This is a genomic window from Bradyrhizobium sp. HKCCYLRH3061, from assembly GCF_051168015.1.
In the GTDB taxonomy this organism is placed as follows: domain Bacteria; phylum Pseudomonadota; class Alphaproteobacteria; order Rhizobiales; family Xanthobacteraceae; genus Bradyrhizobium.
This window is the reverse complement of record NZ_JBNPUE010000012.1, coordinates 196,962-213,434: the sequence shown is the minus strand read 5'-3', so window position 1 is coordinate 213,434 and position 16,473 is coordinate 196,962. Positions and strand designations below refer to the sequence as shown.

Below are 16,473 nucleotides of genomic sequence, written 5' to 3'. Positions count from 1 at the left end.
GATGAAGCTGCACGGCTATTTCCGCAGCAGCGCATCCTATCGCGTCAGGATCGCGCTCAACCTCAAGGGTCTCACGGCCGAGCATCTGCCGCATCACCTCCGCAAGGGCGAGCAGCGCGCGCCCGCCTATCTCGCGCTCAACCCGCAGGGGTTGGTCCCCGCGCTCGAGGACGACAGCGGCGTCGCGTTGATCCAGTCGCTTGCGATCATCGAATGGCTCGACGAGACCCATCCTGAGCCACCGCTGCTGCCGAAGGATCCGTTGCGGCGCGCCCAGGTCCGCGCCTTCGCGCAGGTGCTCGCCTGCGACACCCATCCGGTGCAGAACCTGAAGGTGCTGGCGCGGCTCCGGGAGCTCGGCCTGCCCGAGGACAAGGTCACGGCCTGGGCCGGCTGGGCCAATCGCGAGGGGCTCGCTGCCTGCGAAGCGCTGATCAAGCATGAGCCCGGACCATTCTGCTTCGGTGCCGCGCCGACCCTGGCGGATCTGTGTCTCGTGCCGCAGCTCGGCAATGCACGCCGCTTCGGCGTCGATGTCGCAGCGTTCCCTCGCCTGCTGCAGGTCGAAGCCGCGGCGAAGGCGCTGCCGGCCTTTGCCGATGCTGCTCCGGAGCGTCAGCCCGATGCCGAGTAGGCCGCCCGACATCACGATGGATGCAGTCTACACCAAGCCGGGCTATCTGTTCCGGCGGATGCAGCAGATTGCGGTGTCGATCTTCGTCGAGGAGTGCCGGGAGTTCGACCTGACGCCGGTGCAATACGCGGCGCTGGTCGCGATCCAGACGCACCCGGGCATCGATGCCACGCGGTTGTCGGCGGTGATCGCCTTCGACCGTTCGACGCTGGGCAGCGTGATCGAGCGGCTGGAGAGCAAGGGCCATATCGAGCGCAAGCCGTCGGCCGAGGACAAGCGCGTCAAGCTGCTTTATCTGACCAAGGCGGGCGGAGCACTGCTCCGTGCGATCATGCCGGCGGTCGATCGCGCCCAGGCCCGCATGCTGGCGCCGCTGAAGGCCGCGGATCGCAAGATGCTGATGGCCCTGCTGGCGCAACTCGTCGATCTCAACAACGAGGTCTCGCGGGTGCCGCTGCGCGCCGAGGATGCGCTGGAGCATCTCGGCAAGGCCGGCTGATCGCGGAGCTCCGCGGCTCTCGGGCGGACGGCGTCGATTCACAGCCGCATCACCGCCTGACGGTCGATCTTGCCCGTGCCCGTCTTCGGCAACTCGTCGAGGAACACGATCTCGCGCGGATATTTGTAGGGCAGCAGCTTCGTTTTCACGTAATCCTGCAGCGCCTTGACGGTTGCGGGCTCGTCCCTGGATCTGCCGTTGGTGACCACCACGGCCTTCAGGCTCATGCGACGATCCGGCAACTCGTGCGCAAACACGGCGCACTCCCGGATATCGGGATGCTCGGCGAGGCAGAGCTCGACTTCGAGCGGATAGACCCATTGTCCGGAGATCTTGACCAGATCGTCGGCGCGGCCGCGGAAGAAATGGAAGCCGTCGGCATCACGCACGAAGCGGTCGCCGGTGTAGATCCAGCCGCCATCGCGGATCGTCTCCGCGGTCTTGTCCGGACGGTTCCAGTAGAGCGGCGTGTTCGAGTCGCCGCGTACCCAGAGAATGCCCTCTTCGCCGGTGGCGACCTCGCGTCCTTCGCCGTCGCGCAGCGCGATCTCGTAGCCGGGGACGCGCAGTCCGGCGGCGCCGAGCTTCTTGCGGTCCTCGCGGTTCGAGAGATAGACGTGCAGCACCTCGGTCGAGCCGAGGCCTTCGACGATCTCCAGGCCGGTCAGGCTCTTCCAGCCGTTGAAGACCTCGGCCGAGAGCACCTCGGCCGCGGAGACCGCGAGCCGCAGTGACGAGAAGTCCGCCTCCTTCGCACCCTCGGCCTTGGTGAGCGCGGTGTAGAGCGTCGGCAGGCCGAAGAACACGGTGGGACGGAAGCGGCTGATCGCATCGAAGATGGCGGCGGGTTTCGGCTGGCCGGGCAGCAGCAGCGTCGTCGCTCCGGCCGAGAATGGAAAGGTGATCGCGTTGCCGAAACCGTAGGCGAAAAAGATCTTGGGCACCGAGAAGCAGATGTCGTCCGGCGTCAGCCGCAGCACGTTGCGCGCGAACGCCTGCTCGCTATAGGCCATGTCGTGCTGCAGATGGACGATGCCCTTGGGGCGACCGGTGGAGCCGGAAGAGTACATCCAGAACGCCATCTCGTCGCGGTGGGTGTCGGCCTCCGCCAGCTCATCGGTGAAGTCGGGCAGCCAGGCATCGGCCGCGACCGTCGTCGCGACGGCGGTGGCCGGCGCCTCGCCATTGACGACGACCAGCGTGCGCAGCGCGGTCTCGGCGCAGGCCTGCGCGTCGAACCGTGCGGCAAACTCGGCGTCGGCGACCGCGACCTTGGCGCCGGAATCAGCCAGATAGAATTGCAGCAGATCCGGCGGCGTCAGCGTGTTGATCAGCAGCGGCACGAAGCCGGCGCGGACTGCGCCGAAGAACGCGGCCGGATAGGCTGGTGTATCGTCGAGGAACAGCAGGACACGGTCACCGCGGCTGAGTCCGAGCGCGGTGAAGCCGTTGCCCCAACGGCAGGCGTCGGCACACAGCTCGGCATAGCTGCGCTGGCCGGCGGGACCGATCAGCGCAGCCTTGTCGGCGTTGCCTCTGGCGAGATTGTCGAACAGCACACGGCTGGCATTGTAGCGGGCGGGAATCGCGAAGCCGATCTCGCGCGCGCCGGCGCTGTCGCGCGGAACCTTGTCGGCGATCTCGTTCGTCATCCGTGCGCTCCCGTGCGCCGAGCTGCCTCGTAGCGGGCCATGAATTGCGGGGCCATCGCCCGCAGCCTGGAATCATCGATGCGCCCGGACCGGGTGATATAGCTGTAGGCGAAATCCAACAGGCCGAGCGTCATGTGGGCCGGGAAGGATTCATACCAGTCGCTACTGGTCCGGGCCGCCGTCACCAGCTTCTTCACGATTGGCTGCCGCTCGGCCTGATAGCGGGCGAGGCCGTCGGAGAGACTCCTCTCGGCATCGAGCGCCTTGGCGAGCGCGATCGCGTCCTCGATCGCCAGCCGCGTCCCGGAGCCGATCGAGAAGTGCGCGGTATGCAGCGCGTCGCCGATCAGCACCATGTTCCGGTGCCACCAGTGCTCGTTCCAGACCCAGGGGAAATTGCGCCATACCGATCGGTTGGAGACCAGCGCGTGACCATCGAGCGTGGCGGCGAACACCTGCTCGCAGACGCGCCGGGATTCATCGACCGACATCTCGGCGAAGCCATAGGCGTGCCAGGTGGCGCGATCGCATTCCACCAGGAACGTGCTCATGTCCGGCGCATAGCGATAATGGTGCGCGTTGAAGCTGCCGTGGTCGGTCGCGACGAAGGTCTGCGACAGCGTGGCAAATGTCTTCGACGTGCCGTACCAGGCGAACTTGTTGCTGGAGTAGGACACGGAGAAGCCGAAATCGCCTTCGAAGCTGCGGCGGACCAGCGAGTTCAGCCCGTCGGCAGCGACGATCAGATCGTAGCCTGCGAGCTGGTCCAGCGACTGGACGGTCGTGCCGTAGCGGGCGATGACGCCGACGCTCTCGGCGCGGGCCTGCAGCAGCTTCAATAGCTCGAGCCGGCCGATCGCGGAAAAGCCGACGCCGTCGATCTCGACGGTCTCGCCGCGCAGATTGAGCGTGATGTTGCGCCAGCTCTCCATGCGCGGCGCGATCGCATCCACCGTGTCGGGATCGTCGGCGCGCAGAAATTCCAGCGCCTGATCGGAGAACACGACGCCAAAGCCCCAGGTCGCTCCGGCCGGGTTCTGCTCGAACAGATCGACCACGGCGGCGGGGTGCCGCTTCTTCCAGAGATAGGCGAAATACAGCCCGCCAGGGCCGCCGCCGAGCACGGCGATGCGCAAGGGCGTCCTCCGAATTGACAGTATACTGTTTATTTTGGACCGGAGACTAATCCCTCATCTCGATCGAGGCCAGCGAAATCTTATTGTTGGAGATCGGGCCGCCGGCCGCAGGTCATTTCGGTGGGCCTCTGCCGAAGATCGCGTCGAGCGCGGCGAAATAGGTGCTCTCGACCAGCTCCGGCGCATGCCGGCCGAGCGCCTCCATCTTCACGCCCGAATTGATTTCGAGCACCTGCCAGCGTCCATCGGCGAGCACGAGGTCGACCGATGCGTAGCGGATGCCGATGACGCGGGCCGCCGCGGTGGCGAGCGCGGCACAGAGGTCCCGCTGTGCGCCGGGTTCGAGCAGCACGGGCTGAGCCCCGAATTCGAGATTGTGCCGCCAGCTCAGCAGGCGCTGCTCGCCGTGCGGCACGACGGCGCGCAGGGCAGACGCGTCGAATTCGGCGTCGAGGCGCCGCAGGAGTTGTGCGTGCCCCGCGGCCGGAGTGGCCGACAGCGCGAGGTCGAGCAGCGACTTCAGGCCGTCGCCGGTCACGATGGGGCGCAGCTTGCGATAGACAATCATGGATGCGTCATCGAGCTGCACGACACGGACCTCGTCGACGATATCCATGAGCGGCGCGATCGCGACGTTCGCGCCGGTCTCGAAAATGCCGTTCACCGCGTGCAGCAGCTCATCCTTCCCGGTGACGCGGACCACCGATCGTCCCGAGGTGCCCTCGTTGGGCTTGACCACCAGCCCGCGCGGATGGGTTTCGAGCAGCGCCAGCACGGCCTCGGCCGTCTGGCCGGACTGGCCGCCAAGGACCGGCGCCAGAAAGAATGCGTGTGGAACCGCGGCAATCCCGTCGGCTCTCAGCAGCGCCGAGGTCGCCGCCTTGTCACAGGCCAGTCTGTGCGCCACCGCACTGTTCAGGCCGAGATCATAGCCGAAGATCAGGTGACGCCGGGTGGCATCCTCGAGCACCAGCAACCAGCCGTCCTCCCGCACGTCGAGCGCGATGCCTCGTTCGACGCAATAGCGGGTGATGGCGGCGAGCTGGGTCTGCGGATGGTTAATCATTGCTCAAGGATTGGGCCGGAGATGCGGAATTAAAGTGCTGGAAAATCGGAATCTCGGCAAGTAAATTACCCATATCGTTTGTGTACGAATGAACGGTCGATCGAGGCGATTCCGGGCATCAGCCGGCATGCATTTGATCGTGATCAATGGTGCGTCCACGCGGGTTGATTATTCGCTGTTTTCACGTACATCAGGCGCCGAAATCGCTGGATCTATAGGGTTTTTGCGGTCCTGCCTCCGTCACGACTTGTTTCTTCCAACTTCAGCCCACGTGAAAAAACAAACGACATGAGCGCGTTCTATAAAGAGAAAGTTCTTTCCGTTCACCACTGGACGGACACCCTGTTCTCCTTCCGAGCCACCCGCGATGCGGGCTTCCGCTTCCAGAATGGTCAGTTCGCGATGATCGGCCTTGAGGTCGAGGGCCGCCCGCTGCTGCGCGCCTACAGCATGGCGAGCGCCAATCACGAGGAGGAACTCGAGTTCTTCAGCATCAAGGTGCAGGACGGTCCGCTGACCTCCCGGCTGCAGAAGATCAAGGAAGGCGACACCATCCTGGTCGGCCGCAAGGCGACCGGGACGCTGATCCCCGACAACCTGCTGCCCGGCAGCCGGCTGCTGCTGCTGTCGACCGGCACCGGCCTTGCCCCGTTCGCCAGCCTGATCAAGGATCCCGACGTCTACGAGCGTTTCGAGAGCATCGTGCTGGTCCACGGCTGCCGCCAGGTCGCCGAGCTCGCCTATGGCGAGAGCGTCGTCGCCAAGCTGCGCGAGGACGAGCTGTTCGGAGAGCTGCTCGACGGCAAGCTACAGTATTATCCGACCGTCACCCGCGAGCCGTTCCGCAACCGCGGCCGCATCACCGACCTGATCTCATCGCAGCAGCTGTTCAACGATATCGGCCAGCATGAGCTCGATATCGCCAAGGACCGCATCATGATGTGCGGCAGCCCGGCGATGCTGGAGGAGCTCAAGACCATGTTCGAATCCCGCGGCTTCCTCGAAGGCAGCGGCAACGAACCCGGCCATTTCGTGATCGAGAAAGCGTTCGTCGAGCGCTGAGCCGCCAAGCTTCCGACTTTGACACTTTCGAAAGAGCGCCTCGACGCAATCGGGGCGCTCTTTTCGTTGGCAATATCCTCCTTGCGCGTTTCGAAGCGGCCGTGCGATTTTCGGCAGCAAGACCGGACCTGCAGACGTCCGGCGCGACACAGGGAGGGGACTTGGATTGCCCGAGCGGCGGCCATCCCCGATACAATGAGGGGTACGGCCATGGATTCCATCGTTCGCAGACAGACGCTCGGTGACCTCCTGCGGCGGAGCGCGGCGCGCACGCCAGGCAAGACGGCGGTGATCTGCGGCGATACGCGTTGGACCTACGCCGAGTTCAACGCCATCGTCGACCGCCTCGCGGCCGGCCTCGCCGCGCGCGGCGTCGGCAAGGGCGAGCGGGTCGCCATCCTCGCGCGCAACTCTCATGCCTTTGCCGCCCTGCGCTTCGCGCTGGCGCGGCTCGGCGCTGTCCTGGTGCCGATCAATTTCATGCTCAAGCCGGAGGAGGTCGCCTACATCCTCAAGCATGCGGGCGCGCGGCTGCTCGCGACCGACAGCGGCTTTGCCGGCGTGGCACGTGCTGCCAAGGCGCTGGTGCCGGCGGTCGAGCAATTGATCTGGCTGCCGTCGGAAGGTTCGAGCGAGCGGCAGGCCGACATGATCGATTTTGCCGAGCTCGCGGCCTCGACGGCGACGGTGCCTGCCGCCGAGATCGCCGGAGGCGACGTCGCGCAGATCGTCTACACCTCCGGCACGGAGTCGCTGCCGAAGGGCGCGATGCTGACCCATGACGCCGTCATTTGGCAGTATGTCAGCTGTATCGTCGATGCCGGCATTTCCGCCGACGATGTCACCCTCCACGCGCTGCCGCTGTATCACTGCGCGCAGCTCGACGTGTTCTTCGGGCCGTCGATCTATGTCGGCGCCACCAACATCATCACCGCGTTTCCGACGCCGGACAATCTGCTGCCGCTGATCGCGAAATATCGCATCACCTCGTTCTTCGCGCCGCCGACGGTGTGGATCTCGATTCTGCGCTCGCCGCTGTTCGAGACCACCGACTTGTCCACTTTGCGCAAGGGCTATTACGGCGCCTCGATCATGCCGGTCGAGGTGCTGCGCGAGCTGGCGCAGCGGCTGCCGAAGGTGCGTCTGTGGAACCTGTATGGCCAGACCGAGATCGCGCCGCTGGCGACGATGCTCGGACCCGACGATCAATTGCGCAAGCCGGGCAGTTGCGGCCGCGCCGTGCTCAACGTCGAGACCCGGATCGTCGATGACGACATGAATGATGTCGCCCCGGGCGAGGTCGGCGAGGTCGTACACCGCTCGCCGCATCTGATGCTCGGCTACTTCCATGACGACGAGCGCACTGCCGCCGCCTTCCACGGCGACTGGTTTCATTCCGGCGATCTCGCGACCATCGACGACGAAGGCTACATCACCATCGTCGACCGCAAGAAGGACATGATCAAGACCGGCGGTGAGAACGTCGCCAGCCGCGAGGTCGAGGAGGCGCTGTATCTGATTCCGGAAGTGTCGGAGGTCGCCGTCGTCGGCCTGCCGCATCCACGCTGGGTCGAGGCGGTCGTGGCGATGGTCGTGGTCAAGTCCGGCTGCGAGCTGACCGAGGAGGTGGTGCTCAAGCAGGCCTCGGCACGGCTCGCCACCTTCAAGACGCCGAAACGGATCGTGTTTGTCGATGCGCTGCCCAAGAATCCCAGCGGCAAGCTCTTGAAGCGTCAGTTGCGCGAGGCGCATTCGGGGCTGTTTGCGGAGGGGTAAGCAGCTGCCTTTGGCGATCGCGTGTCTCGGCGGGGAGGCGCCGAGGCCGCTACGGCGCTGCGGACCGATCTCGCAGTGCCGCAGCCGATAGCCTGCGGCTATCGACGTTGTGATATCATCGATGGCCGATTGCGCGCGCTTGTGTAACGATTGCTTCGCGATATCAGTACTATCGTGACACCGGATCTTCCACGAGCTGCCCCGAGGCCTCCCATGGATACGCTGCTGCTCCCGTTTTCGCCGCGCTTCATCGTGCTGACGATCTGCGCCACGGCGACCGCTTTGCTGCTGATCCTCGGCATCTACGACCGCAAGATCTTCGATCTCGTCCTGATCCCGCTGCTGATCTTCGGTGCGCTCACCCTGCTCGGCATCCGCGATCTCGTGCAGAAGAGCCACGCAGTGCTGCGCAATTATCCGATCTCGGCACATATGCGGTTCTTGCTCGAAGAGATCCGGCCCGAGATGCGGCAGTATTTCTTCGAGAGCGAAAAGGACGGCATGCCGTTCTCGCGCGACACCCGCGCGGTGGTCTATCAGCGCGCCAAGATGGAGCTCGACAAGCGCCCGTTCGGCACCCAGGAGGACGTCTACCGCGAGGGCTACGAATGGATGCACCATTCGATCGCGCCCAAGCCGCATGCGGAGGAGAAGTTCCGCATCACCATTGGTGGTCCGGATTGCACCAAGCCGTATTCGGCCTCGGTGTTCAACATCTCCGCCATGAGCTTCGGCGCGCTGAGCCCGAATGCGGTGCGTGCCCTCAATGGCGGGGCGAAGAAGGGCGGCTTCGCCCACGACACCGGCGAAGGTGGCTTCAGTCCCTATCACGCCGAAATGGGCGGCGACATCATCTGGGAGATCGGCTCCGGCTATTTCGGCTGCCGGCGTCATGATGGCACGTTCGATCCCGAGGCGTTCACGCGGGTCGCGAGCCACGACCAGATCAAGATGGTGGAGCTCAAGATCAGCCAGGGCGCCAAGCCCGGCCATGGCGGGGTGCTGCCGGCCGCCAAGGTGTCCGAGGAGATCTCGAAGATCCGCGGTGTCTCAATGGGCGAGGACTGCATCTCGCCGCCGGCGCATCGCGCGTTCTCGACGCCCATCGGCATGATGCAGTTCATCAGCGAGATGCGGCGACTGTCGGGCGGCAAGCCGGCCGGCTTCAAGCTGTGCATCGGCCACCCCTGGGAATTCCTCGCGATCTGCAAGGCCATGCTGGAGACCGGCATCTATCCCGACTTCATCGTGGTCGACGGCAATGAAGGCGGCACCGGTGCCGCGCCGCTCGAGTTCATGGACCATCTGGGCATGCCGATGCGCGAGGGCGTCAGCTTCGTGCACAATGCGCTGGTCGGCCTTGGCATCCGCGACCGCATCAAGATCGGCGCCTCCGGCAAAATCGCCACCGCGTTCGACATGGCGCGCGCGATGTCGATCGGCGCCGACTGGTGCAACGCGGCGCGCGGCTTCATGTTCTCGCTCGGCTGCATCCAGTCCTTGAGCTGCCATACCGACAGATGCCCGACCGGTGTCGCCACCCAGGATCCGACGCGCGCTCGCGCGCTGGTCGTCCCGCACAAGCTCGACCGCGTCTACAACTATCATCACGCGACCCTGCATGCGCTGGCCGAGCTGCTCGCCGCCGCCGGTCTCGAACATCCGCAGGACCTGCGGCCGATCCACTTCTCACAGCGGACGTCGACCACTGAGGTGTCCTCGTTTGCCAAGCTGTATCCGGCGCTGCGTCCTGGCGAGCTGCTCGACGGCACCCAGGACGTCCGCTTCCGCGACGCCTGGGCGATGGCGCGAGCCGATACGTTCGCGGCGGTGCAGTAAAACGCCTTGCGTGATTGTTTTTGGGAACCTTCCGGCTCCAATTCCATCTAAGCCACGCGTGCTCAGCTTGGATGATCGACAATGCCTTGGACCACAGCGACCACAGTCTCCGCGGCGACGAGCGGCGAGGATGACCTGATCCGACGGGCAAAAGCCCGGGACGAGACCGCCATCCGGGCCATCCTCCAGGCCAACAACCGTCGCCTGTTCCGGATCGCCCGCGGCATCCTGTGCAATGACAGTGAGGCGGAGGATGTCGTGCAGGAGACCTATGTCCGGGCGCTCACCCATCTCGACGAGTTTCGCGGCCAGTCCAGCCTGTCGACCTGGTTGGTCCGCATCGCAATGAACGAGGCGATGGGACGCCTGCGCGGACAACGGCCCGCACTGCAACTGGATGTGCAGCACCAAGACAGGCCAGGGGCCGAGGTGATCCAATTTCCCGCCACGTCGAGCGATCCGGAGAAGTCTGTGGCGCAGCGCCAGATCCAGGCCGTCGTCGAACGGGCGATCGATGACCTGTCCGAGCCGTTTCGCCTGGTGTTCATCGCCCGCGTGATCGAGGAGATGAGCATCGACGAGACGGCGGACTTGCTCGGATTGAAGCCCGAGACCGTGAAGACGCGCTTGCATCGCGCCCGCGGCATGTTGCGCGAGAACGTCGAAAAGCAGATCGGTCCCGTCCTTCTGGACGCGTTTCCCTTCGCCGGCCCGCGTTGCGAGCGGCTGACCGACGCCGTGCTCGATCGTCTTCGACGTCCGGCGTGAAGATTCCCGGGAACGTCGGCTCCCGCTTTTCATCCAATCCCTGTGCAGCCATTCACCCGCCGGCCACGAGGTCCGGCGCCACAGGAGATGAGAACCATGTTCAAGCATATCGGCACGATCGCCGTCGCGCTCTGCGTCACGAGCAGCGCCGCCCTGTCGCAGGGCGCCAAGCTCAGCGATCCGCAGATCGCGCATATCGCCTACACAGCCGGCGAAATCGACATCAAGGCGGCGAAGCAGGCCTTGGACAAATCCGGGAGCAAGGAAGTCAAGGAGTTCGCCCAAGGCATGGTGCGTGACCACGAGGCGGTCAACAAGCAGGCCCTCGCCCTCGTCAAGAAGTTGAAAGTCACGCCTGAGGATAACGACACCAGCCGCGCACTGTCGAAGCAGGCGAGCGAGAAGCTCGACGAGCTCGGCAAGCTCAAGGGCGCGGCCTTCGACAAGGCCTATATCGCCAACGAGGTCGCCTACCACAAGACGGTGAACGGCGCGCTGGAGACGCAGCTCATTCCGTCCGCAACCAACGCCGAGCTGAAGGAGTTGCTGCAGACCGGCCTGAAGCTGTTCCAGGGCCACGAGCAGCACGCCGAGCATGTCGCGGCGGATCTGAAGTAGGACGATCCGATGCTGTCGGGACGCATCACTCTCGTGAGCATGGTTGTGCTCGCCGCCGTGAGCGTTCCGGCGCGCGCGGCCACGATCCAGATCGTGGTGGACAAGCTCGAATTCTCGCCGGCCGCGGCTTCGGCCAAGGTCGGCGACACCGTCGAATGGGTCAACAAGGATGCGCTGGCTCATACGGCGACGGCGCGGGATGGCGCATTCGATGTCATTTTGCCGCCGAGCAAGACGGTGAGTTCGGTCCTCAAGAAGGCGGGCACGGTCGACTACTACTGCCGCTTTCACCCCAACATGAAGGCGACCCTGACGATCGCGCCGTGACGCCGCTGGCCTCAATGCGGGTTTTCCAGGCTGAAGGTCTCGGATTGCTCGTCATAGGAAAACAGCTCGGCGTAGCGGCCCCATGATACGATGGTGTGCAGCGTCTCGTCGGCATAGTGCTCGGACATGTAGTCCTCGAGCTCGATGCGGAAGCGCGCGGCCGGCGCGGCGTGCGAGGGGCGGTCGTCGAGCACGCGGCGGATCAGCCCCATCAGCGGCACGTTCTCCATCAGATGCTGCGCGAACAGCTTCTTGCGCTCGTCGGTCTCCTGATGCGCGAACCGCCGTCCGGCCTCGGTCAGGGTCAGATCGCCTTCGCTGAGCTGGGCGAAGCGCAGGAGCTGCAGCGCCTCGGCCAAGGGAAAGATCTCGTCGACCTCGAGCTGCAGATGGCCCGCCAGCACCGGCAGGTCGGCATGCCCATTATAAGGTTCGCCGGCGAGCGTCTCGATCAGGCCCGAGATCGAGTTCGACGACACGTGGCTGAGCACCATGCCGACGCCGGCGCTGGCGGTGCTCGGCAGCTTCGGCTCGGGCCGCTGCGTCATGCGGGCATAGAGACTGTCGACGAGCTGGCGGAACGCCGGATCGAGCCGGTTGCGCGGATGCGGCAGGTCGACCTTGAACTCGGCGGCGACGCGGCCGGGATTGGACGAGAACACCAGGATGCGGTCGCACATCAGCACCGCTTCCTCGATGTTGTGCGTCACCATCAGCACCGACTTGATCGGCAGCCGCCCGTCGGTCCAGAGATCGACGAGGTCGGTACGAAGTGTCTCGGCGGTCAGCACGTCCAGGGCCGAGAACGGCTCGTCCATCAGCAGCAGGTCGGGATGCACCACCAGCGCGCGGGCGAAGCCGACGCGCTGGCGCATGCCGCCGGAGAGCTCCTTTGGAAAAGCGGATTCGAAACCGTCGAGACCGATCAGGTCGATCGCGGCCAGCGCGCGCTTGCGCCGCTCGGCGCTGTCGACACCGAGCGCCTCGAGGCCGAGCTCGACGTTCTGCAGCACGGTCAGCCAGGGAAACAGTGCGAACGACTGGAACACCATGGCGACACCAACGGGCGGGCCGGCGATGATCTCGCCGCGGCAGCGCGCTTCGCCCGAGGATGGCGACACCAGGCCGGCGATGATCCGCAGAAGCGTCGACTTGCCGGAGCCGGAGCGTCCGAGCAGGCCGACGATCTCGCCGGCGCGGATCGTGAGGTCAACCTTCTCCAGCACGACGAGATCCTCGCCGCTGCCCTTGGGAAACAGCCGGCTGACGCTCTTGATCTCGATCAGCGATGAGTCCTTGACCTGGTCGCGCATGACAATTCTCCCGGTCAGCCGAGCCGCAGCCGGCGTTCGCCGAAGGCATAGAGCGGCCGCCACAGCAGCCGGTTGAACAGAGTGACGAGAATGCACATCACGGCAATGCCGAGCACGACGCGCGGAAAGTCGCCGTGCTCGGTGGCCGCAGCGATGTAGGCGCCGAGCCCGCTTGCGGTGAGATGGGTATCACCCCAGCTCGCGACCTCGGCGACGATCGCCGCGTTCCACGAGCCGCCGGAGGCGGTAATGGCGCCGGTGATGTAATAGGGGAAGATTCCGGGCAGCACGACCTTGAACCACCAGCGCCAGCCGGTGAGATGCAGGCTCGCGGCGGCCTCGCGCAGGTCGGTCGGGAAGGCGCTGGCCCCGGCGATGACGTTGAACAGGATGTACCACTGCGTGCCCAGGATCATCAGCGGGCTCAACCAGACATTGGCGTCGAGGCGAAAGCGCACGATGAGCACGACGAACACCGGGAAGGCGAGGTTGGCCGGGAAGGCGGCGAGGAATTGCGCCAGCGGCTGGATGCGCTCGGCGAGCTTCGGCCGCAGCCCGATCCAGACGCCGACGGGCACCCACATCAGCGACGCCAGCGCGATCAGCACCGCGACGCGGATCAGCGTGATTAGGCCGTAGCCGATCGCGGTGAGGACGTCGGTGAGCGCCAGCGTCGCCGAGAGATAGAGATAGGTCTTCCAGCCGGCATAGACGCAGCCGAGGATGACCACGGCAAGCCAGAGACCGTCGACCATCTGCGACGGCGGCGCGTGGCGCACGGGGCCGCTCCAGGCTTTCGGCCAGTTGATCCGCAGGTTCGAGAAGGTGCGGTTGAGCGCAGCGAACGGCATCGACAGCGAGCGCAGGGCGCGGGTGCGCCGGAACAGATCGAGCATCCAGGAGGTGGGCGGATTGCCGGAGGCGGTCTGCTCGAAGCGGAATTTGTCGGCCCAGGCCACGATCGGGCGGAACAGCAGCTGGTCATAGGCGGTGATGACGAGCAGCATGGTCAGCAGCGCGGCGCCGATCGCCGCCAGATCCTTCTGCTGAATGGCGAGCGCGACATAGGAGCCGATGCCGGGCAGGGTGACGGTGGTGTTGCCGACCGTGATCGCCTCCGACGCCACGACGAAGAACCAGCCGCCGGACATCGACATCATCGCATTCCATATCAGGCCGGGCATCGCATAGGGCACGTCGAGCCGCCAGAAGCGCTGCCAGCCGGAGAGGTGGAAGCTGCGCGTCGCCTCCTCCAGGTCCTTCGGCACGTTGCGCATCGATTGGTACATGCTGAAGGTCATGTTCCAGGCCTGGCTGGTGAAGATCGCGAACACGCAGGCGAGCTCGGCGCCCAGCACCTGGCCCGGAAACAGGTTCATGAAGAACACGACGGTGAAGGTCAGGAAGCCGAGGATCGGTACCGACTGCAGGATGTCGAGCAGCGGGATCAGCACGATCTCGGCGCGCCGGCTCTTGGCCGCGAGCGCCGCATAGACGAAGGTGAAGACGAGCGAGCACGCGATGGCGAGCAGCATGCGCAAGGTGGTGCGCAGCGCGTAGAGCGGCAGGTTGGACGGATCGAGCAAGACAGGGGCGGTGTCGAGCGCGGACAAGGGCTGGGTGGTCTGCTCGCCGCCATAGACGATCAGCACCATCGCGCCGACCACGATGATCAGCGCGACGACGTCCCAGATATTGGGGCGCACGGTTTCGCGCAGCACGGTCGTCCTGATGTCCCGGAGCAGCATCGGCATGTCTCGTCTGGTCGGCCGCAACCATCGGCGGAGGCTGCGGACGTGGCCGTGTCATGGCTTGAGGGCTGGTCGGCCGGACAGTGCCGGCCGAATCCGCACCCTAAGTGCCCTGTGTGATGGTTTGATATCAAGCGGAGCGGTCGGGATCCGGCCTCTCGGTCCGGCCTATCAAAGGATACGCAGGCAGCCTCTTCACGTTCCCGCGACGAGGCTAGTCGAACGCAGATGCGGCTTGGCTTGGGGCTCCATCGGTACGGAGACGCCGGGTCACATCTGTCGCGCCGACGACGGTCAGCGCCTCCCCCGCTTGCGGGGGAGGTCGCATCGCATCGTCAGGTGCGATGCGGGTAGGGAATGCTCCGGGAGCGACTGCCGCTGTGGCGCCCCCACCCCAACCCTCCCCCGCAAGCGGGAGAGGGAGCGCACTGGTCGGGCCGCAGCAGTGGGGCTCAATCACCCCACGTTCGGCTCGCCGCCGTCCGGCGCGAGCCTCGTCGCCAGGATCTTGTCGATGCGGCGGCCGTCGAGGTCGATGATCTCGAAGCGCCAGCCTTGCAGCTCGAAGCTCTGGCCGACCTCGGGCACGCTGCCGAAGTGCTGCAGCACGAGGCCTGCGACGGTGTGATAGCCGCGATGCGGCGGCACCTCGATCGCCAGCACGTCGGCGAACTCGTCGAGTTGCATCCAGCCGGAGACCAGCAGCGAGCCGTCGTCACGGCGGACGCAGGCCGGCTCGGGCGGGCCCTCCTCGGAGGAGAACGCGCCAACGATCGACTCCAGGATATCCGCCGCGGTCACCACGCCTTCGAACGCGCCGTATTCGTCGTGCACCAGCCCCATATGCACGGGCGCCACCTTCAGGATGGCGATCACGTCGCGCGCATCGACGGTGGACGGAATGATCGGCACCTCGCGCACCAGGCTGCGCAGGTCCGGCGTCTCATCGCGCAGATACGCCGCCAGCAGGTCCTTGGCCTGCAGCACGCCGATCGGACGGTCGCGCTCGCCGTCCGACACCGGCAGGCGCGAATGCGGGCTCTTGGCGAGCAGTTCGCGAATGGCCTTGGGGTCGTCGTTGAGGTCGACGACGTCGACCTCGGGCCGCGGCGTCATGATGGCGCCGACCGGACGGTCGCCGAGCCGCATCACGCCGGCGATCATCTCCTTCTCGCCTGGCTCGAGCACGCCGGCGGTCTCGGCCTCGCGCACCAGATGATGGATCTCTTCCTCCGACACCTTCTCCTCGGCCTCGCCGGAGCGGCCGAGCAGCGTCAGGATCAGCTTGCCGGAAAGGTCGAGCAGCACCACCAGCGGCAGCGACACCTTGGCGAGCAACTGCATGGCCGGCGCGACGCGGACGGCAATCGCCTCGGGATCACGCAGCGCGAGCTGTTTCGGCACCAACTCGCCGACGATCAGCGTGGCATAGGTGATAATGGTGACGACGAGGCCGACGCCGACGATGTCGGCGACGGAAGCCGACAGGCCGAGCTCCAGCAGCGACTGCGTCAGGCGCTGGCCGAGCGTGGCGCCGGAGAATGCGCCGGAGAGCACCCCGACCAGGGTGATGCCGATTTGCACCGTCGAGAGGAACCGGCCGGGATCGGACGCCAGCGCGAGCGCCCGACGGGCGCCGGAAACGCCCTTTTCCGCCAGCAGCGCCAGCCGCGCGGGACGCGACGACACGATCGCGAGTTCGGACATGGATAACAGTCCGTTGACGACGATGAGGACGACGATGATGGCGAGTTCGACGGAGAGCATTTCGACCTTGTCTGGCGCCCGGAGGGGCAGGATGGGGACAGGTCCTAGCATATGGGGACGGCAAGCGCCCAATGCCGGTGTGCGGAGGTGGCGTGCATGGGAGGGCTGAAAGTGGGAGGCTGGTTCGCTTGAGGCACCGGCAGCTCCTGAACCTCCGGTGTGGTCCCGGCGAACGCCGGGACCCATACCGCGTGATCTATCGAAGGCACTCGGAACGGCGACGAATTGCCGCCACCACGGGCGCTGACGATCAGGCAGGACAACT

Annotated in this window: 14 protein-coding genes; 8 read left to right on the top strand and 6 right to left on the bottom strand. The window is 65.6% G+C overall.

Annotated features, from left to right (window positions below; genetic code table 11):
* Position 1 precedes the first annotated feature (1 nt).
* Both maiA and ACQR2C_RS20580 read left to right on the top strand, forming a co-directional pair.
* Positions 2 to 634 carry a maleylacetoacetate isomerase gene (gene maiA, locus ACQR2C_RS20585; protein WP_434881996.1) on the top strand — a complete coding sequence of 211 codons (633 nt, stop codon included), beginning with the start codon at positions 2 to 4 and terminating at the stop codon, positions 632 to 634.
* Positions 624 to 1,133 carry a MarR family winged helix-turn-helix transcriptional regulator gene (locus ACQR2C_RS20580; protein ID WP_434881973.1) on the top strand — a complete coding sequence of 170 codons (510 nt, stop codon included), beginning with the start codon at positions 624 to 626 and terminating at the stop codon, positions 1,131 to 1,133. Before maiA ends, ACQR2C_RS20580 begins: the two co-directional genes overlap by 11 nt.
* A gap of 38 nt (positions 1,134 to 1,171) precedes the next feature.
* Here the strand turns inward: ACQR2C_RS20580 and ACQR2C_RS20575 are convergent, their stop codons facing one another.
* The 3 genes from ACQR2C_RS20575 to ACQR2C_RS20565 all read right to left on the bottom strand — a co-directional run bounded on the left by ACQR2C_RS20575 (position 1,172) and on the right by ACQR2C_RS20565 (position 4,987).
* Positions 1,172 to 2,785: a benzoate-CoA ligase family protein gene (locus ACQR2C_RS20575; protein WP_434881972.1), complete on the bottom strand. Its 1,614-nt coding sequence runs from the start codon at positions 2,783 to 2,785 to the stop codon at positions 1,172 to 1,174.
* On the bottom strand, positions 2,782 to 3,921 hold the full coding sequence (locus ACQR2C_RS20570; protein ID WP_434881971.1) for an FAD-dependent monooxygenase: 1,140 nt from the start codon (positions 3,919 to 3,921) through the stop codon (positions 2,782 to 2,784). The genes ACQR2C_RS20575 and ACQR2C_RS20570 overlap by 4 nt, the downstream gene beginning before the upstream one ends.
* 112 nt (positions 3,922 to 4,033) lie before the next feature.
* Complete coding sequence (locus ACQR2C_RS20565; protein WP_434881970.1) at positions 4,034 to 4,987, bottom strand: ATP-grasp domain-containing protein; 954 nt, start codon at positions 4,985 to 4,987, stop codon at positions 4,034 to 4,036.
* A 288-nt stretch (positions 4,988 to 5,275) separates the two neighbouring features.
* On the opposite strand from ACQR2C_RS20565, the gene ACQR2C_RS20560 reads away from it, so the two are divergent.
* The 6 genes from ACQR2C_RS20560 (at position 5,276) to ACQR2C_RS20535 (ending at position 11,377) form a co-directional block, all read left to right on the top strand.
* Complete coding sequence (locus ACQR2C_RS20560; RefSeq protein WP_315715287.1) at positions 5,276 to 6,049, top strand: ferredoxin--NADP reductase; 774 nt, start codon at positions 5,276 to 5,278, stop codon at positions 6,047 to 6,049.
* Between the two features lie 210 nt (positions 6,050 to 6,259).
* Positions 6,260 to 7,825, top strand: a complete 1,566-nt coding sequence (locus ACQR2C_RS20555) for an acyl-CoA synthetase (protein WP_434881969.1) — start codon at positions 6,260 to 6,262, stop codon at positions 7,823 to 7,825.
* Between the two features lie 213 nt (positions 7,826 to 8,038).
* Positions 8,039 to 9,664: an FMN-binding glutamate synthase family protein gene (locus ACQR2C_RS20550; RefSeq protein WP_316216793.1), complete on the top strand. Its 1,626-nt coding sequence runs from the start codon at positions 8,039 to 8,041 to the stop codon at positions 9,662 to 9,664.
* An 81-nt stretch (positions 9,665 to 9,745) separates the two neighbouring features.
* A complete protein-coding gene (locus ACQR2C_RS20545) occupies positions 9,746 to 10,432 on the top strand; it encodes an RNA polymerase sigma factor (protein ID WP_434881968.1) in 687 nt (228 codons plus the stop codon).
* 96 nt (positions 10,433 to 10,528) lie between these two features.
* Positions 10,529 to 11,050 carry a DUF4142 domain-containing protein gene (locus tag ACQR2C_RS20540; RefSeq protein WP_315800533.1) on the top strand — a complete coding sequence of 174 codons (522 nt, stop codon included), beginning with the start codon at positions 10,529 to 10,531 and terminating at the stop codon, positions 11,048 to 11,050.
* A gap of 9 nt (positions 11,051 to 11,059) precedes the next feature.
* The gene (locus ACQR2C_RS20535) at positions 11,060 to 11,377 is read left to right on the top strand and encodes a cupredoxin domain-containing protein (RefSeq protein WP_434881967.1); all 318 of its coding nucleotides are present in this window, start codon (positions 11,060 to 11,062) and stop codon (positions 11,375 to 11,377) included.
* 11 nt (positions 11,378 to 11,388) lie between these two features.
* On the opposite strand, the gene ACQR2C_RS20530 is transcribed toward ACQR2C_RS20535, so the two are convergent.
* From ACQR2C_RS20530 to ACQR2C_RS20520, 3 genes are all read right to left on the bottom strand, one after another.
* The gene (locus ACQR2C_RS20530; protein WP_434881966.1) at positions 11,389 to 12,690 is read right to left on the bottom strand and encodes an ABC transporter ATP-binding protein; all 1,302 of its coding nucleotides are present in this window, start codon (positions 12,688 to 12,690) and stop codon (positions 11,389 to 11,391) included.
* A gap of 14 nt (positions 12,691 to 12,704) precedes the next feature.
* Positions 12,705 to 14,438: an ABC transporter permease gene (locus ACQR2C_RS20525; protein WP_434881995.1), complete on the bottom strand. Its 1,734-nt coding sequence runs from the start codon at positions 14,436 to 14,438 to the stop codon at positions 12,705 to 12,707.
* Positions 14,439 to 14,897: 459 nt separating this feature from the next.
* A complete protein-coding gene (locus ACQR2C_RS20520) occupies positions 14,898 to 16,208 on the bottom strand; it encodes a hemolysin family protein (RefSeq protein ID WP_315800530.1) in 1,311 nt (436 codons plus the stop codon).
* Positions 16,209 to 16,473: the final 265 nt, after the last annotated feature.

Excerpts from the sequence above, each read along its gene's own strand:
- ACQR2C_RS20525 (WP_434881995.1), bottom strand. The coding sequence starts at position 14,438 with ATGCTGCTCCGGGACATCAGGACGACCGTGCTGCGCGAAACCGTGCGC.
- ACQR2C_RS20545 (WP_434881968.1), top strand. The coding sequence starts at position 9,746 with ATGCCTTGGACCACAGCGACCACAGTCTCCGCGGCGACGAGCGGCGAG.
- ACQR2C_RS20565 (WP_434881970.1), bottom strand. The coding sequence starts at position 4,987 with ATGATTAACCATCCGCAGACCCAGCTCGCCGCCATCACCCGCTATTGC.
- ACQR2C_RS20520 (WP_315800530.1), bottom strand. The coding sequence starts at position 16,208 with ATGCTCTCCGTCGAACTCGCCATCATCGTCGTCCTCATCGTCGTCAAC.
- ACQR2C_RS20540 (WP_315800533.1), top strand. The coding sequence starts at position 10,529 with ATGTTCAAGCATATCGGCACGATCGCCGTCGCGCTCTGCGTCACGAGC.
- ACQR2C_RS20535 (WP_434881967.1), top strand. The coding sequence starts at position 11,060 with ATGCTGTCGGGACGCATCACTCTCGTGAGCATGGTTGTGCTCGCCGCC.
- ACQR2C_RS20530 (WP_434881966.1), bottom strand. The coding sequence starts at position 12,690 with ATGCGCGACCAGGTCAAGGACTCATCGCTGATCGAGATCAAGAGCGTC.
- ACQR2C_RS20580 (WP_434881973.1), top strand. The coding sequence starts at position 624 with ATGCCGAGTAGGCCGCCCGACATCACGATGGATGCAGTCTACACCAAG.
- ACQR2C_RS20560 (WP_315715287.1), top strand. The coding sequence starts at position 5,276 with ATGAGCGCGTTCTATAAAGAGAAAGTTCTTTCCGTTCACCACTGGACG.
- ACQR2C_RS20555 (WP_434881969.1), top strand. The coding sequence starts at position 6,260 with ATGGATTCCATCGTTCGCAGACAGACGCTCGGTGACCTCCTGCGGCGG.
- maiA (WP_434881996.1), top strand. The coding sequence starts at position 2 with ATGAAGCTGCACGGCTATTTCCGCAGCAGCGCATCCTATCGCGTCAGG.
- ACQR2C_RS20550 (WP_316216793.1), top strand. The coding sequence starts at position 8,039 with ATGGATACGCTGCTGCTCCCGTTTTCGCCGCGCTTCATCGTGCTGACG.
- ACQR2C_RS20575 (WP_434881972.1), bottom strand. The coding sequence starts at position 2,785 with ATGACGAACGAGATCGCCGACAAGGTTCCGCGCGACAGCGCCGGCGCG.